Source organism: Schaalia sp. lx-260, from assembly GCF_021083645.1.
Taxonomy (GTDB): domain Bacteria; phylum Actinomycetota; class Actinomycetes; order Actinomycetales; family Actinomycetaceae; genus Pauljensenia.
The window spans coordinates 243,533-260,058 of sequence record NZ_JAJNRQ010000002.1 but is presented as its reverse complement, the minus strand read 5'-3'; the positions used below and the strand labels follow the sequence as shown (position 1 = coordinate 260,058).

The window sequence follows — 16,526 nt, the reverse complement described above, 5'->3', positions numbered from 1 at the left end:
TGCTAATCGTCGGTAAATCATATTTCTATTTTCTATGGGGTACGTAGCTCCATTAAAGGATCACGATGAGCAGCCCATGTAGCCGGTACAAAAGCCCCTAGAGTACTCATAAAAGTTAAAGCTGTAATTGTTGCGCCCAGAAAACTCAGTGGCGGCAGCGAATTATGTGTGAACCACAACCATAGTTGTGTCAGCAATACGCCACTACTTGCACTCAGCATTGCAATAAAGCAGGCATGCATAACAGTGAGTGTCACAATGAGGGAGCGTGAAGCACCTAGTGCGCGGCGACGACCGTAATCTTTACGGCGTAGGAGGACAACGGTCCATACAATGATATGGGTAGCTGTTACGCACGCAATGAAAGTAGCTAGCAAAATCCCTCGGTTTGAGGCTATGAGTTCTCCGGTAATAGCTTTTTTCAGGGGAGAAATATTGTCTGGGAGCTGTATTTTTACCTGCGAACGTGGAATTCCAGCTAAATGCTGTTGGAGAATTTTTTCGACACTGCCTATATCTTCCAATGTTCGGGCAGTTACAGAGATCATGCTGAGAGGTTGTTTTTCCTCAATATTGCGTGGAATCAGGATGATAGGCTCATATATTTTTAGAACTTCAGGTAGTTCTTTCGTATCGATAACATTGATTTCTTCCCCTGTTTTTTCTTCGCGCACAGTTGCACTACGTGTAGATACCCCTATGGTCGCAAGCGCTTTCGGGGAACTAATTGCACTGGTAGGAAAGTTTTTAGGGGCCGCAGGCACATGTAATGCGTAAGCGGAGGTTGTGTACAGTGTGCGCCCAGGTACTTTCGGGCTGGCTGGATTGACCGCTGAAACATAATCATGAATCGGTCCCATGCCGATAACTGATTCAATAACAGAATATTGGTCAAGTGCGCCAATAAGTCCTGTGTCAAAGCCAATGGCTTTTTCTCCGAGGACAGTGAGGGTACGCATGGTAGGTGAATTGAGTTGCGATAAAATTTTTTCTTGACTTGTCGCAGTTTTCCCTGCTGTAAGTATTAAAAAAGAAGAAGCTCCACAGATGATGAGTCCCATGATGATGCTGGTAAGAGCTGCAGAGCGAATAACAGCGCACAATTCACGCAGAAAAACAGCAATGGACTCTGCTGCGCGTTTCACGGTTTTACCGCCGTAATTTCACAGTGATAGTCAGCAAAGTCGCTCACTTCAGGATCGTGGGTGACCATGATAACTGTTCCTCCGTTTTGTGCGTGTTCTTTGAGGGTACGTAGAACCAGTGCGGAAGTGATGCTATCAAGGTTTCCAGTGGGTTCATCAGCGAAAATAATCTGCGGATTGGTTACTAATGCGCGGCATACGGCAATTCTTTGTGCTTGGCCTCCAGAAATTTGACCGGGCTTACGCAGAGCCGGTACATCAACATTCATTTCTTCCATGAGGCGCAGAGCACGTTCACGTAAATCTCGCGGAGATCTTCCTTGGTACAGGCTTGTTTCAACGATATTGTCAAGGACTGAGCGTGTGGCATCCAGAGCAGCGTCTTGGAAGATGAAACCAAAATGATGTGCGCGGATAGCGGCTCGTTCCCTGTCGGTGAGGTTATCTACTCGTCTATCATCAAGCCAGATTTCGCCGCGTTTGATTTTCACCATGAGGGCCAGCATGTATAGGCGTGTGGATTTTCCTGAACCGGACATCCCTGTTATCGCAGTTATTGTTCCTGATGTGAAGCTATGCGACCAATCAGTGACTACTTCCTGAGTAGAGCGCGGATAAGTGTAGTGAATACCGTATGCATGTAGATCCATGGTTACTTCTCATCTTTTTGCGTGGAAGTGTCAGACTTTTCTTTTCCTATGGAAGCTAACGGAATACTCAGTCTGGTTCCGTCGTTTATTCCTGTCACAATGGATTGGCCGCCTATGGATACAACGACCTCAACAGTAATTTTCTGCCCACTGCTGTCTGTAACGTACACTGTGGCATCTGAAGCCACGTAAATGGCTGTATTAGGGACGATTATTCCTTCAGTTTGTGGTACTACGGTGATTGTGGTGGACATTCCTTCTGTTCCCGTAGCTGGGATAAGCGCACATTCCTCACCGCAGATTGTTTCAGTATCTGCGGGTGGTTCCAGGAATGCTATGGTTTGCCCTTCGGCATTTGTGGTGATGGTTCCAATGATTGCTGGCCATGTTTTGTCTTGATAGGTAATACTGGCTTCCATCCCTTCTTTGACGAGTTCAGCTTGCCCTTCGGGTAGGAGCATGTGAAAACGAGGGTGGGATCCGGATAAGGTTCCGATTGTGTCCCCTGTGGAAATATGGGAGCCGATAGCGATATTGTCGGCCCAAGAAAGCGATACGGGGAGTTTGCTGACAAAAATCATTGATCCCAGCGAAACATCTCCAGTGGGGGTTATGCCGTTTTCTTTTTGCCAGCGTGTAACTGCGGTTTGAGTTGAAGGGCCGTATATTCCTTCTTTATCGTAGATGGGATACTCGTGGCGTTTAAGAAAAGCTTGTAGTTGTTTGACGTCTTCCCCTTCGGTTCCTGATGTAAGGTCACGATAAGCAGGGATAGTTCCTTCTACGATGACAATAGGTTCCATGTCGATACTCGCGATTTTTTGTCCGTCTTCAAGTGGAACGTTATTTACTGCCAGTATTTGGGTAAGTACTCCGCCACGGTTTGCGATGAGGTGAGTGCTGTCAGTCCAGGTGATTTGTGAGACGAGGGTGATTTTTCTTTCTAGCGTGCCGTTGTGTGCAGTAGCTTCGTCATATGTCGTGGGATGCGGTAGCAGTTGAGGTGCAAAAAATAATGTTTTTACTGTCCATACACCAAGAGCAGACAGCGCAAGAAATAGCAGCAGAATCAGTGTAGCGAATCGTTTTTTCTTCCCCGTCATCGTTGACCTCAATACCGTAGTGTTTTGAAATATTTAGTAGCTTCGCAGGAGAAACCATTTCGTTTTGTAAGACTTCACCATTGAGGGCATTTTTCAGTAATCTCACGAAATCTGTCTGCCGTCAGATTGGTGGCGTTCATGAAGTCTGTGTAAGGACTCCACGTAACACGATCATTCCGGAAATCATCAACATATTTTTGTTTCGTTGGAGGGTCCGTAACTGTGATCCCCTCTTTTTCTAAACAATCCCTTACATTCAAGTTATAGTTATAGATATCCTCAATATCAGCAACAGACATCACAATATCCGCATCAGGTGAAGGGTTTAGCGCATTACATTCCTTGATATCTGCAGCAACTTGTGTACGCATTGCCGGATCTTCTTGAGCCTCTACCGTGTACCCAAGATCTTTCAGGTCAACTTTTTCTATTTTCCACCCTTTATCTTCCAGACACGAGATTTCATGCTTCATTGCTTCGCGCATTTTTTCGCGTCGTTCTTCACGGCTGAGCGCGAACCATTGACGTGAGGCTTCAGGCTGCTCATCACGAGTCTCTACCACGACTGTGGCATTCGAACCAGACTCACTAGATTTACCTGTCTCGACATTCACAGATTCAGCACTTCCCAACAATCCCTGTGTAGGCGCATTTGCACACCCTGTGACAGACAAAGCAAGAAACGCGCACAGCAATGCGGAAACAACTCTGCGTTTCAGAAGCATTTTCCTCACCTCACTTCCTAAAAAACTATGCGCTAGGTACAGACCATACGGTATTAATCTGCACCTAGCAGCAATATTCACTCAGGAATATTCAGCGGACAGTTCCAGTGAAAATGCATTGGGCTTTACCGTCTGCCAAATTATCACTTACAACTTGCCATCTACCACCACGGTTTACATTCGCCAGTGCATAGGTCCATGTAAATGCTTTTTGAGATTCATTCATACGTTGCACCTGAGGGTCACCGGGTGGGTAATGCAAGACAAGCCCTTTACTCAGCGCTCCTGATCGTCCTGCTTGATTTGCCGTGCAACCGATGACGCCACTTTTAGTAGCGCTCCAACCCACATTCGTCACACCGAGTACAAGTAGTGCCGTAAGTAGAACAGTTGATATCCGAGGGATTCTTTTTGTCATGATTTCTCCTCATCTTTGGGGTGGATTTTCAGCGTAACGAAAATAAGGAACATTTGCTCTAATTTTGAACAAAATTATCCTAATATTTCGTATAATGAGATACTTAAGTAAGTAAAAAATCTTCAAAGTCAGACCGTCTGCGCCCAACACTACCATTGAGGGCATTTTTCAGTAATCTCACGAAATCTGTCTGCCGTCAGATTGGTGGCGTTTATGAGGTCTGTGTAAGGACTCCACGTATCACGATTATTCCGGAAATCATCAACATATTTTTGTTTCGTTGGAGGGGCAGTGACTGTGATCCCCTCTTTTTCTAAACACTCTTTCACCGTCAGGCCATACTCGTAGTCATCTTCAATATCGGGAACCGAGATCACTGTGTCAGAGTCAGGTGCAGGGTAAAGTTTGTCACATTCCTCAGAATCTGTCATAAACTGGGCACTTATAGTTGGATCACCTTGAGTATCCGCAGAAAAACTTATTTCTGCCGGCCCTCCACTCACTTCTTTAACTTTCCAGCCTTTTCCCTCTAAACACGCCATGCTCTGTCGCATATATTCGCGGATTTTTTCACGTCGTTCCTCACGACTGAGCGCAAACCATTGACGTGAGGCTTCAGGCTGCTCGTCACGAGTCTCTACCACGACTGTAGCAGGAGAGTCAGATTCACCAGATTCATTCACACTTTCAGAGCTTCCCAATATTCCTTGTGTAGATGTAATTGCGCATCCAGTGACAGACAAAGCAAGAAACGCACACAGTAACACGGGAATAAAATTATGCTTCACACGCATTTCTCGTCACCTCACTTCCCAGAAAAATGCTACGTGCTGATGTCAGTTAATACTGAGGGCATTTTTCAGTAATCTCACGAAATCTACTGGCCGTCAGGTTCGACACATCCATAAGGTCCGTATACGGGTTCCAATATGATCGATCATTTCTAAAATCATCGATGAATTTTTGTTTTGTCGGAGGGTCAGTGATCTTGATCCCTTCGTTTTCTAAACAGGCTTTCACCGTTAACCTGTATTCGTAGATGTCTTCAATATCAGGAACAGAAATCACGAGATCACGATAGGGCGAAGGTGAAAGTTTTTCACATTCTTCAGAATCTCTGATCATCTGCGCGAATAAAGCATCATCACCTTGAGTATCTATCGAATAGCTTAATTGCCCATAATTGTTAGTTTGCTCTACTTTCCATCCCTTTTCTTCCAGACAGCTCATGTTCTGCCGCATCTCTTCATCATCAATTTTCCTCTGTTCTTCGCGACTGAGGGCAAACCAACGGCGTGAGGATTCAGGCTGCTCGTCTCGACTCTCCACTACAACCATGTGGGGTGAGTCCGATTCACTAGATTCATTCGTAGATTCAGAGCTTCCCGACAATCCCTGTGTAGATATATCTGCGCATCCAGCAATAGACAAGGCAAGAAAACCACACAGTAACACGGAAATGAACGTGCGTTTCAGAAGCATTTTCCTCACCTTGCTTCCCAAAAATGCTATTGCTGGGTACAAACTCATAAACATTTGAGCTGCACCCAGCAGTCGTAAGAAAACACCTAACGGAGAGTCCCCGTGACAACACACCGAGCATAGCCATTCGTTAAATCTGGGTTTGACACTTGCCATCTACCACCACGGTTCACATTTGCCATTTCGTAAGTCCATCTGAATTTATCTCGAGGCCCATATACCCTGTATGTTTGGGGATCACCAGGGGGTGTATGGTAAACAAGCCACTTACCATAGGCATATGACTCTCCTGCTTGATTTGCTGTACAACCAATGACGCCACCTCTGACAGCACTCCAGCCCACATTCGTCACACCGAGTACAAGTAGGGCTGTAAGCAGAACGGTTGAACTCCGACGAATACTTTTCTTCATGATTCCCCCTTGAATCTCAAATGGAATTTCAGAATAACAGACAGAACAGGCATCCATCCTAATTTTGAACAAAATTATCTTAATATTTCATATACTGAGATATTTGAGTAGGTAAAAAATGTTCAAAGTGAAACCGTCTGCACCCAACACTACCATTGAGGGCATTTTTCAGTAATCTCACGAAATCTACTGGCCGTCAGGTTCGACACATTCATAAGGTCCGTATACGGGTTCCAATATGATCGATCATTTCTAAAATCATCAATAAATTTTTGTTTTGTCGGAGGGTCCGTTACCTTGATACCTTCGTTTTCTAAACAGGCTTTCACCGTTAACCTGTATTCGTAGATGTCTTCAATATCAGGAATGGACATCACAAGGTTCTCATCAGGCCGTGGAAATCTTTTGTTACATTCATTTGTATCAGCAGAAATTCTCGCCTCTAATGCCGCGTCATTTTGAGTATTTACGCTGTAGCCCAGATTTTTCAGATCGACTTTTTCTATTTTCCACCCTTTATCTTCCAGACATGAAATTTGATGTTTTAAGGCTTCGCTTAGTTTTTCATGCTTTTCTTCACGGGTTAGTGCGAACCATTGACGTGAGGTTTCAGGCTGCTCATCACGAGTCTTTACCACGACTGTGGCAGGTGAGTCAGATTCACCAGATTCATTCACACTTTCAGAGCTTCCCAATATTCCTTGTGTAGACGTATTTGCGCATCCAGCAATAGGCAAGACAAGAAACGCACACAGTAACACGGGAATAAAATTATGCTCCACACGCATTTCTCCTCACCTCACTCCCCTCATAATTATTGTGTGATGAAATGGCATCAGAGTATTTGCTCCCCTATTACTATTGAGGGCATTTTTCAGTAATCTCACGAAATCTGTCTGCCGTCAGATCACTGGCGTTTATGAGGTCTGTGTAAGGACTCCACGTAACACGATCATTCCGGAAATCATCAATGTACTTTTGTTTCGTTGGAGGGGTAGTGACTGTGATCCCCTCTTTTTCTAAACACTCTTTCACCGTTAGATCATGTTCATAGTAATTTTCAATATCGGGAACAGAAATCACGAGATCACGATAGGGTGAAGGTGAAAGTTTTTCACATTCTTCAGAATCTTTTAGCATCTGCGTAAATAAAGCATCATTACCTTGAGTGTCTATAGAGTAATTTAACTGCCCAAAATAATCGGTATTTTTCTCTACTTTCCACCCTTTTTCTTTTAGGCACTCCATGATTTCTTGTTTCTCTTCATCATTGATTTTCTCCTGTTCTTCACGGGTCATCGCAAACCATTGGCGCGAGATTTCAGGTTGCTCGTCGCGGCTTTCCACCACGACCATATGAGGGGAACCTGATTCGCCAGATTCATTCGTAGATTCAGAGCTTCCCGATAATCCCTGTGTAGGCGCATTTGCACACCCTGTGACAGACAGGATAAGAAACCCGCACACTAATGCGGGAACAACTCTGTGTTTCAGAAGCATTTTCCTCACCTTGCTTCCCCAAAATGCTATTGCTGGGTACAAACTCATAAACATTGAGCTGCACCCAGCAAAGGAGTACTTAGCGAACAGTTCCAGTGAAAATACATTGAGCAGTGCCATCTGTCAGGTTAGGGCTTGATACTTGCCATCTGCCCCCGCGATTCACATTTGCCAATAAATAAGTCCATGTATTCTTGTTTTTGTCTCCATGAACAGGTGTCGGTTTAGAATCACCAGGAGGCGTGTGATAAACAAGTCCTTTGCTAAAAGCAGCCGAGCGTCCTGCTTGATTTGCCGTACAACCAATGACGCCACCTCTGACAGCGCTCCAACCTACTTGAGTAATTCCAAGTACAAGTAGGGCTGTGAGCAGAACGGTTAAACTCCGACGAATACTTTTCTTCATGATTCCTCCTTGAATCTCAAATGGAATTTCAGAATAACGGACAGAACAGGAATCCATCCTAATTTTGAACAAAATTATCTTAATATTCCATATAGTGAGATATTTGAGTAGGTAAAAAATGTTCAAAGTGAAACCTCTGAAGAAAAGAAAAACAAAATCCCCATGAGCATAATCACGCTCATGGGGATAATGAAAAGATCTCTACTGCGAATCAATACCTAAATCACGACGTAAACGAGCGACATGCCCCGTTGCTTTCACACCGCGCTGCACCAACACAACCACACCCGCAGGATCAACAACAAAAGTAGAACGAATAGTACCCGTCACTACACGGCCATAATTCTTCTTTTCACCCCACGCACCCCAACGTTCCATCACAGCCTTATCTGGATCAGAAGCCAAAGGGAAATTCAGACCCTCATTCTGTGCGAAACGTTCCAAAGCAGGAATACCATCAGGACTCACACCAACAACCAGATACCCTGCTGAGGCAAAAGTATTCAAACTATCCCTGAAATCACACGCCTCTTTTGTGCAACCAGGAGTCGCAGCCTTCGGATAAAAATAAACAACAACCCCTTTAGGAGCACGCGACACCAAATCAGACAGAGTAACCGGTCCTTGCGTGGAATCAAGAGTAAAATCAGGGGCCTGTTCCCCCAAGGCAACAGGATTATTTACAACCATGTCATGTGTACTCATATTTCAATCATCCCACGGACAAGGCCCCAGCACAGTGCGAAGTATGCCTTGTTAAATCAATCGGCTAACTCCATCTGAGTGGCAAACCACTGGGCACAGCCCACAAAAATACCGCCACCAACCATATTTCCCAGCAAAACCATACCCAAATTACGGCCAGCCTCAGCCCAGGTAGCACCATCCACACCGTGAACAATACCCAAAGAAAAAGTCGTCATATTCGCCACCACGTGCTCCATACCTGAACCCACAAAAGCAGCCATACACCACGCCATAACCACCATTTTTGCCACATCACTACGTGTGCGCGTCACACACCACATAGCTAAACACACAAAAATATTGCACAAAATACCACGGAAAAACAGGCCCCATGTGGTTTTATGTGCCTTCGCAGTAATCAAAGCAGCTAAGGCTTCACCAGGAACTGCTTGAGAATCCATAATCCCCGAGCCAAAAACCATGACAGATAAAATAATGGCGCCCAGCAGATTACCAATCAACATCAACGACATCGTGCGACCAACAGCACCCCAGCGAGTTTTCTTCTCTAACAAAGCTACAGGCAAAATCATCATTGCGGAAGTCGCCAATTCGCCGCCAGCAAAGACCGTTAAAATCAAACCAATACCGAAAACTCCACCCTCAACTAATGAAGCCGCCGGAGAACCTGCCAAACGAAATGGTCCTCCCGCGCAGATCATAAAAATATCTGCAAGACCGATATACATACCTGCGAGCATTGCAGCCACCAGATAATTCACAGGCCGACGCGTTCCATGAATCTTATGGTGAGCAGCAGCAACTTGAGCATCAATATTTTCAGAAAGTGTCAACACAAAGCGACATCATGCCCGATAAAAACCCACCGCAAATGGGACCTCCGGCCACCAAAAGCATCGCCCATACTTCAAAATCACTTGTGCGCGAGATGGGACTCGAACCCACACGTCAAAGACACTGGAACCTAAATCCAGCGCGTCTGCCAATTCCGCCACTCGCGCGCCCCACCATCTTACCTAGTTTAGAGAGGCATACATACACAACTACACCAAAGGTGCCCTATCAAAGCGTCCAGTTGAACGAATAGTCGCAGAAGCTAAAACACGAGTCCCTCGATACAAAACCAATGTTTGCCCTGCAGCAACACCGCGCAAAGAAGCTGCTAAATCCACATTTAACGAAGAAAAAGAACCAGCATCTGTTGGAGTAGTCAAAAGGCCCTCTTGCTCCGCAACGTAAGAAATACCACTGTCCACCACGCGGGCAACTCCACGCACAACTGCAGGAACCCCATGAGCGCGCACCTGCACAGTAAGTACACGCTCATCCACCTCACATAGAGCTCGATCCCCTAAAGAATCACCAAAAGCACGTGTAGCCTCAACGTCAACATGCCCATCATCGTCAGAAGCCAACCACACAACCTCATCACACTCAATGTGATTAATACTCAACAACTCTGCTGCGCCCACAACTACCTGATTAGAAGCCGGACGAGTCTCTAAAACGTAACGAGGGCGACCATCCGAAGCAGGATTTTCTAAACGCAATCCACGCCTTTGACCTACCGTGAAATTCCAATACCCCTCATGCGAACCCACAACCTCACCTTCAGGGGTCACAATCTCACCTTTTTCAACCCCTAAACGTGCTTTCAAAAAGCCCTGAGTATCACCATCAGGAATAAAACAAATATCGTATGAATCAGGTTTTGAGGACACACCCAAACCCAAACGCTCAGCCTCACCTCGCACCCATTCTTTCGAAGAAGCCTCACCTAATGGCAAAAAAACACGCGAAAGTTCATCGCGCCCCATAACAGCTAACACATAGGACTGATCTTTCGCTTCATCAACTGCGCGATGAAGCTCAGGACCTAAAGCCCCCTCACGTACCTGCGCATAATGCCCTGTACACACCGCATCAAAACCAAGAGCCCGTGCCCGCGCACTTAACTCACGAAATTTCACAAACTCATTACACCGCACACAAGGATTTGGAGTAGCCCCAGCCCTGTACTGCTCAACAAAATCATCAATCACAGTATTTTCAAACTGCTCTGCTAAATCCCAAACATAGAAAGGAATCCCCAAATGTTCAGCAGCACGGGCAGCATCCCCCGCATCTTCAATGGAACAACACCCCCGCGAACCAATACGGCATTCCTGCGGTGAAGTTGACAAAGCCATATGCACACCCACAACCTCATGACCAGCTTCAACCGCACGAGCCGCAGCCACCGCCGAATCAACACCACCTGAAAGCGCTGCTAGAACCTTCACTTTTGCCCTTCCAATTGATCCAATGCTATTCCAGCCTCAAGAGCAGCCGGTAAAGCCGCAAGAAATGCGTCAATATCGGAAATGCTTGTCTCTTTCCCCGTTGAAATACGTAATACGCCTAATGCCTGATTGACACTCCTACCCATACGGATAAGCACCTCTGAAGGGCGAGTCACACCTGCATGGCAAGCAGAACCAGCAGAAACATGAACCCCTGCAGAATCCATCGCTAACAGCAAAGCTTCTGGATGACGAGTCGGCAAAGACAGATGAATAATCGTTGGTAACGAGAAGTCCATGGGCACAGTTAAAGACACCCTCCCCGCACAGGTATGCGAAAGACCATGTACAAGGTGATCGCGGAGTTTTTCTGCATGTACACGTGCCCGTTCACGTTCAGATACCGCATATTCAAGAGCGCATGCAAAAGCTACAGCGCCAGCAACATCAGGGGTTCCTGAACGAATCCCACGCTCGTGACCACCGCCTGGCCGATCACTCACCACAGAAATCCCTCGTCGAATCAGTAAAGCACCAATCCCCACAGGAGCGCCGATTTTATGCCCCCCAATACTGAGGAGGTCACAGCCAAGTTCACGGAAATTCAGATCACATGTGGTCACTGCTTGTGCTGCATCTGTATGAATAAGAGGAAGGCCAGGCTGGGGCGTATGATCTTCCCCCAAAGCACAGGCACGATCACGTATGTCAATCAGTTCATCCACAGGTTGTAACGTGCCTACTTCTGAAGCAGCATAGGTCATAGATACAAGAGCAATATCATCCCACATATGAGGAGCAGAAAGAACAGATACATCAGTGCGGCCCTCATAGGTAACAGGAAGCAGCTCACACGATAATCCCATATGTGGCAAGGATTTTTTCTGCTCTAAAACAGCGTCATGCTCAAGTGAAGATATAAGTACACGATGACGGTGAGGATTCGCAATATAAACTGATCGTGCAGCTCCAGATACGCCAATGGCATCAGATTCTGTTGCGCCTGAAGTAAAAACTACTTCCGCGCGATCAGCACCTAAAGCGCAGGCTATTCTTTCACGAGCATCTTCAAGCAGACGGCGCGCAGCCCTACCGCCACTGTGTAAAGAAGCCGGATTACCTGGCCGTTCCGCTAAAAGACGGGCCGCATCTGTCCACGCTTCTATAACATGAGGAGGCATAGGCGTGGTAGCAGCGTGGTCCAAATAATGTTCCTGCCGCATAGCACTGCTCATAGATGATGAGTGTGTAGTCACTGTGCGTTTCGTACCTTTTTAATGGTGTCAATCGCCTGCGGAATAACCTCATTCAAATCGCCGACTACACCAAAATCTGCGATCTCAAAAATAGGTGCATCTGGGTCATCGCAGATAGCGACAATATTTTCGCTGCTTTGCATACCAACAGTGTGGTGAATAGCTCCTGATACCCCAAGACCTATGTACAGATTCGGTGAAATAGATACACCAGTTTGGCCAATCTGAAGTGAACGAGGGGCCCAGCCCTCATCGGTTACCACGCGAGTAGCCCCCACTGCGCCGTCAAGAATATCGGCAAGTGAATCGACAAGAGTAAAATCACCTTCTATTCCTCGACCCGCAACAACGACAGTTCGTGCCTGTGTTAAAGAAGCACGACCTGTTGCTGGTTGATGCTGTGAAGATTGCAGGCATACAGCAGTAGCTTCAGGTGAATATTGCACCGACACATGTTCAATTTGTGGTGCGGTAGGGACGGGAATAGGTTCTTCATCAACTGACATGGGGCGCACCGCAAATAAAGGTGTGCTTTCTGTGATGCTCATATTCGTTACCCAGGAACCGGCAAGGGCCGTGCGAGAGGCACAAAAATTCCCCTCATCAGTAACTGTCACGGTAGAAATATCAACCGCGGCAGCATTACCTGTACGAGCAGCTAGCCTTGCACAGACTTCTTTTCCTCGATAATTGGCTACCATAAGCACAGCAGCCGGCGAAATATGAGACATACATGCAAGAACAGCATCAGCAACAATTGCGCTGACACGCGGTGAATAAATTCCCAAATCAGGTATCAGCACTTTTTGAGCACCATAGGCGGCAAGAGCTGTCATATCAGGTGCGTTGTTCAGTGCAACAGCTATTACTGGTCCATGTGTGAGCGTGCGCGCCAAGGTAAGTAATTGCTGTGAGGGAAGTGTCAAAGCGTATCCCTCAGCGTCATTACCTGTATGGTCGGTTAGTACAACAACGGGACGATCCAGAAATACCATGAGTTCACTTCACCTTTTCGAGTAAATACTCGGCCAAACGTTCACCTGCGTCACCAGAATCAGTAATGACAGTACCGTTACCTTGACGTTCACGTTTATATGCTTCATCAACAAGAATTGACGTAAGTGAGGACGCAGGATGTAAGCGCTGAAATTCCTCAGAAAGATCAGCAAAAGACCACTCATCCATCGGCTTATTACGCGCTGCTTTCATTGCTGCAAATGCAGGATAACGCGGAGTATTCGCCTGGTCAGTTACAGAAAGAACAAGCGGTGTATGAGCGCTCAGAACATCGTCATATTCATCCGTGCTCCGCTCAATAGTGATATTCCATGGAGCTTCCCCTTGCACAGTCACAGTATGCGCAAGACCAAGGAAAGGCATACGCATATGCGCCGCCAAAGCTGCAGGTAGCATAGAAGTCATTGCATCTAAAGAAGCCATACCTGTTACTACCATATCGACAGGAGAATCCTGAGCAATCTTTGTGATAGCTGCTGCTAAAAGAGCTGCAGTGGTATTAACATCACTTCCTTCAAGACTGTTATCAGTGACTAAAATACCTCGATCTGCCCCCATTTGAAGTGCGCGCATCAGAGCATCCTCGGCGTCTGCAGGTCCCATCGTCAGAGCAATAACTTCTCCGCCATGCTCCTCTACCATACTGACTGCCGCTTCAATTGCATTCTCATCTAATTCATTGAGAACATCATCTTCCCCACGAACAAGACGAGCATCTTCAAAACGACGATCAGATTGAACATCTGGGACATGCTTCACGCAGACAACTATTCGCATAAAACAAGAGTGCCATATTCGACGCAAAGCTCCTATTGCTAGCGCAGTGTTCTACGCCTCTTATTGCGATAAAACTACGACAAAATCGGAGGAAATAAATAAAAATACTTCACACATACAGGTATGAATCTGTGAGGCAAGCTCGCACGCAGTGATGGACAAAACTCACATATCCTGCCTTTTGTTCTAAAAGAAGAACATTTACCTGTATATTTCGTTCTGGATCACAAAATATGCCGCATAGCTGCCAATTGATAAATTCTGTTGGCTCTGCTTGGATTCGTCCTACCAATAATTGAGGACGAAATACTTCACACTACTGGCATACGTGGAAAGGAAACTTGATGTCCTCGCAGCATCAGAGCGCACCCCAGCGTGCTCATGCTGAACATCCTGAACCCCGGCGTATCGGTGTTTTTATTGAAAATAATTCACTGGTAGTTTCAGTTATTGCTCGCCACGCCACACACATGCTCTTTTGTGTCATTAATGAAGATGGCACTGAAACTCAATGGGCACTATATGGTCCTGACTGTGGTATCTGGCATGGTCGTATCGACGGTTATGGCGCGGGAACACGCTACGGATTCCGCGCTCAAGGACCATGGGATCCTGATGCGGGCTTATACTACAACCCACATAAACTCCTATTAGACCCCCGAGCACGTGGACTCGAAGGATCTGTGAATTTAAGTCCATATATCTATCCTCACCGCGTCGACGAGGACCTATATCCGGTTGCTTTACCTATGGAAATGTCCACACTCGATTCTGCTGGACACGTTCCACTTTCCGTAGTCGTTGATACACATTTCGATATCGCGCCCAAACCACGTGTTCCTTGGGGAAAAACAGTTATTTACGAAATGCATGTCAAAGGATTCACAAAAGACATGCCTTCCGTTCCTGAACAGCTCCGCGGAACCTACGCAGGCTTAGCCCACCCCTCATGCGTCGATTACCTGAAAAAACTTGGTATCACCACCATTGAATTACTGCCCATACACGCTAAATGTGATGAACCATTCCTCGCAGAGCGAGGACTGACAAACTATTGGGGATATTCCACCCTCAGTTTCTTTGCGCCAGAACCCACCTACGCCACCGTAGAAGCACAAAAACGTGGCGCGCAGGGAGTCATCGATGAATTCCGTGGAATGGTGTCGATTCTGCACCAAGCCGGGATTGAAGTCATCCTTGATGTGGTGTACAACCACACATGCGAAGGCGGAAAAACAGGACCCTCCTTATCATGGCGCGGACTCGACCAAGGCCTGTACTATCGGCAAACCCCACACAGGCCTCGGGAGCAGGTTGATACCACAGGCTGTGGAAACACGGTGAACGTCGATCACCCGCAAACAATGGCGATGATACTCGACTCCTTACGCCACTGGTCTTTGAATATGGGGATCGATGGATTCCGATTCGATCTGGCAACAGTACTGGGACGCTTCAATTGGGGATACACTCCCCTCCATCCTTTACTTATGGCTATTGCCACAGATGAACGTCTTTCATTGGACAAAATGATTGCCGAACCATGGGATGTAGGTCCCGGAGGGTGGCAAACAGGGAATTTCCCGGATCCTTTCTCTGAATGGAATGACCAATTCCGCGGAGTTGTACGCTCATTTTGGCTTTCTGATGTCGCCAATCTTTCAAAAGGTCTTCCGGTTTCTGGCCCCAATGACTTAGCCACACGCCTATCTGGATCGCAAGACGTATTCAGCCATGGCACAGGCTATCTACGCGGCCCCCGCGCCTCCATTAATTTCGTAACAGCGCATGATGGCTTTACTCTGGCGGATTTAACTGCTTTTGATCATAAACACAACCAAGCAAACCTTGAAGAAAATCGTGATGGTTCTGACGATAATCGCTCATGGAATCATGGACTTGAAGGCGGCCTTGCTTCTGATGAGGAAAGCCTACTTTCTGATGTAGGTGACGGTACAGGGCTCACAGATGACCTGCGTCCTATGCGTCATCGTTCCCAGAGAAATCTTTTAACAACAATGCTCATATCCGCAGGAACACCTATGATTACTGCCGGTGATGAGTTCCAACGTACACAGTACGGAAATAACAATGCTTACTGTCAGGACAGCCCGATTTCATGGGTAAATTGGAATCATCGTCCTGCACAAAAAAATCAGATCCTCACAACGCGCTGGCTGTTAAATCTGCGTAAAAATCACCCTGTGCTACGCCCATGGACTTTTGCTACAGGAACTGTGACATCCGGTGACAGCATCGAAGACCTATCGTGGTACAACGCTCACGGGCAACCTATTTTGCAAGACGCGTGGTATCAGATCGAGAATCGCACATTCCAAATGCTCCGTTCAGGCTTCCCCTTCGATGACAGAGATGCGCTTGTCATCATTAATGGGACACTCAATGACCGTGACATTACTTTACCCATCGGACATGATGTGGACTGGCGAATCGTTATGGATACCTCCTGGGAATCCCCCATAGACGGTGGTATTGACGCAGAAGCAGATTGGGATGGCCTTCCACTGGATCTTGAACTCGTGTCCAGTCGCACGACGTTAAATATTGAACCGCTTTCAATGATGGTTTTACTCTCTGACGTCGTATGCTCACTTGATAGCACACAAGAATTTTAAGGGGAAAC

At 46.6% G+C, this 16,526-nt stretch carries 17 protein-coding genes and 1 tRNA gene; 1 reads left to right on the top strand and 17 read right to left on the bottom strand.

Annotation, left to right across the window (positions count from 1 at the left end):
* Positions 1–32 precede the first annotated feature (32 nt).
* The 17 genes from LRP57_RS03105 to LRP57_RS03025 form a co-directional block, all read right to left on the bottom strand.
* Positions 33–1,145: an ABC transporter permease gene (locus LRP57_RS03105; RefSeq protein ID WP_231205033.1), complete on the bottom strand. Its 1,113-nt coding sequence runs from the start codon at positions 1,143–1,145 to the stop codon at positions 33–35.
* Positions 1,142–1,795, bottom strand: a complete 654-nt coding sequence (locus LRP57_RS03100; RefSeq protein WP_231205031.1) for an ABC transporter ATP-binding protein — start codon at positions 1,793–1,795, stop codon at positions 1,142–1,144. Before LRP57_RS03100 ends, LRP57_RS03105 begins: the two co-directional genes overlap by 4 nt.
* A gap of 2 nt (positions 1,796–1,797) precedes the next feature.
* Positions 1,798–2,898 carry a peptidoglycan-binding domain-containing protein gene (locus tag LRP57_RS03095; RefSeq protein WP_231205028.1) on the bottom strand — a complete coding sequence of 367 codons (1,101 nt, stop codon included), beginning with the start codon at positions 2,896–2,898 and terminating at the stop codon, positions 1,798–1,800.
* A 74-nt stretch (positions 2,899–2,972) separates the two neighbouring features.
* Entirely contained in the window at positions 2,973–3,623 is a 651-nt protein-coding gene (locus tag LRP57_RS03090; protein WP_231205026.1) for a hypothetical protein, read from the bottom strand.
* Positions 3,624–3,714: 91 nt separating this feature from the next.
* Positions 3,715–4,041 carry a hypothetical protein gene (locus tag LRP57_RS03085; protein ID WP_231205024.1) on the bottom strand — a complete coding sequence of 109 codons (327 nt, stop codon included), beginning with the start codon at positions 4,039–4,041 and terminating at the stop codon, positions 3,715–3,717.
* 149 nt (positions 4,042–4,190) lie between these two features.
* Positions 4,191–4,835 carry a hypothetical protein gene (locus tag LRP57_RS03080; RefSeq protein WP_231205022.1) on the bottom strand — a complete coding sequence of 215 codons (645 nt, stop codon included), beginning with the start codon at positions 4,833–4,835 and terminating at the stop codon, positions 4,191–4,193.
* A gap of 46 nt (positions 4,836–4,881) precedes the next feature.
* Complete coding sequence (locus LRP57_RS03075) at positions 4,882–5,523, bottom strand: hypothetical protein (protein ID WP_231205021.1); 642 nt, start codon at positions 5,521–5,523, stop codon at positions 4,882–4,884.
* A gap of 562 nt (positions 5,524–6,085) precedes the next feature.
* The gene (locus tag LRP57_RS03070; protein ID WP_231205019.1) at positions 6,086–6,718 is read right to left on the bottom strand and encodes a hypothetical protein; all 633 of its coding nucleotides are present in this window, start codon (positions 6,716–6,718) and stop codon (positions 6,086–6,088) included.
* Between the two features lie 76 nt (positions 6,719–6,794).
* The gene (locus LRP57_RS03065) at positions 6,795–7,436 is read right to left on the bottom strand and encodes a hypothetical protein (protein ID WP_231205017.1); all 642 of its coding nucleotides are present in this window, start codon (positions 7,434–7,436) and stop codon (positions 6,795–6,797) included.
* A gap of 79 nt (positions 7,437–7,515) precedes the next feature.
* Complete coding sequence (locus tag LRP57_RS03060) at positions 7,516–7,842, bottom strand: hypothetical protein (RefSeq protein WP_231205015.1); 327 nt, start codon at positions 7,840–7,842, stop codon at positions 7,516–7,518.
* A 201-nt stretch (positions 7,843–8,043) separates the two neighbouring features.
* Positions 8,044–8,547: a peroxiredoxin gene (locus LRP57_RS03055; RefSeq protein ID WP_231205013.1), complete on the bottom strand. Its 504-nt coding sequence runs from the start codon at positions 8,545–8,547 to the stop codon at positions 8,044–8,046.
* A 56-nt stretch (positions 8,548–8,603) separates the two neighbouring features.
* Positions 8,604–9,386, bottom strand: coding sequence for a formate/nitrite transporter family protein (locus LRP57_RS03050; protein ID WP_231205011.1), 783 nt, complete (start codon positions 9,384–9,386; stop codon positions 8,604–8,606).
* A gap of 84 nt (positions 9,387–9,470) precedes the next feature.
* Positions 9,471–9,551 (bottom strand) — tRNA-Leu (locus LRP57_RS03045).
* 42 nt (positions 9,552–9,593) lie between these two features.
* A complete protein-coding gene (gene mnmA, locus LRP57_RS03040) occupies positions 9,594–10,832 on the bottom strand; it encodes a tRNA 2-thiouridine(34) synthase MnmA (protein WP_231205009.1) in 1,239 nt (412 codons plus the stop codon).
* Entirely contained in the window at positions 10,829–12,067 is a 1,239-nt protein-coding gene (locus tag LRP57_RS03035) for a cysteine desulfurase family protein (RefSeq protein WP_231205007.1), read from the bottom strand. The genes mnmA and LRP57_RS03035 overlap by 4 nt, the downstream gene beginning before the upstream one ends.
* 17 nt (positions 12,068–12,084) lie before the next feature.
* Complete coding sequence (locus tag LRP57_RS03030; protein ID WP_231205005.1) at positions 12,085–13,083, bottom strand: electron transfer flavoprotein subunit alpha/FixB family protein; 999 nt, start codon at positions 13,081–13,083, stop codon at positions 12,085–12,087.
* Between the two features lie 4 nt (positions 13,084–13,087).
* Entirely contained in the window at positions 13,088–13,882 is a 795-nt protein-coding gene (locus LRP57_RS03025) for an electron transfer flavoprotein subunit beta/FixA family protein (protein WP_231205003.1), read from the bottom strand.
* Positions 13,883–14,226: 344 nt separating this feature from the next.
* Here LRP57_RS03025 and glgX point away from each other — a divergent pair, with 344 nt between their 5' ends.
* The gene (gene glgX, locus LRP57_RS03020; protein ID WP_231205001.1) at positions 14,227–16,518 is read left to right on the top strand and encodes a glycogen debranching protein GlgX; all 2,292 of its coding nucleotides are present in this window, start codon (positions 14,227–14,229) and stop codon (positions 16,516–16,518) included.
* The last annotated feature ends 8 nt before the right edge of the window (positions 16,519–16,526 follow it).